The 516-nt window shown below is 47.7% G+C and carries 1 pseudogene; it reads left to right on the top strand.

Annotated elements, in window-relative coordinates:
• Nucleotides 1–206: pseudogene (locus PsWM33_RS28510) on the top strand (hypothetical protein); the annotation flags it as partial.
• Between the last annotated feature and the right edge of the window lie 310 nt (nt 207–516).

Here is a 516-nt window from a genome sequence, read left to right as displayed (position 1 = left end):
CCCGCCACATACTGGCAGGTGTCTATCTGCAGAAAAAGCCTCTAGATGGGTTTTACGGAGAATGGATAGTGCCACATGAAGGCTTTAGCGGCCATCATATGTATGTCACCGATGGCTATTTGGCTTTTGATTTTCACGGCTACTCATTGAGAGAAAGCTTGTTCAACCATTTTCGATCCGGCTGGTCAAAAAAGTGCCTCGGATGAAAAGCAGATATCAAAAGAATTGACTTCTCACTCTTAGACACCATTGAGCTAAATCGCCAAAAACATCTCGGTCCAGACCAATACTGGGGTGATCCAGTCAAACGAGCACAACGTTTCCTAGGCGGCATCGATCACAAACGCGCTGCAGCAAAGGCAATACAACTAGGACCTGTCTGCTAGTCACCAATCAAAAAAGGCCTGAGAAGCATCACGCTTCCCAAGCCAGAATATTCCGTGAGAGGCAAAGCCCCTCTTCATTCCGCATTTTTAGTCTTTGGAGACTTCCAGCGCGCAAGGTTCGAGCAGCTCG

The organism is Pseudovibrio sp. WM33 (assembly GCF_001623165.1).
Lineage (GTDB): Bacteria > Pseudomonadota > Alphaproteobacteria > Rhizobiales > Stappiaceae > Pseudovibrio.
The sequence above is the reverse complement of the archived record's forward strand: the minus strand, read 5'-3'. Positions and strand labels throughout refer to the sequence as shown.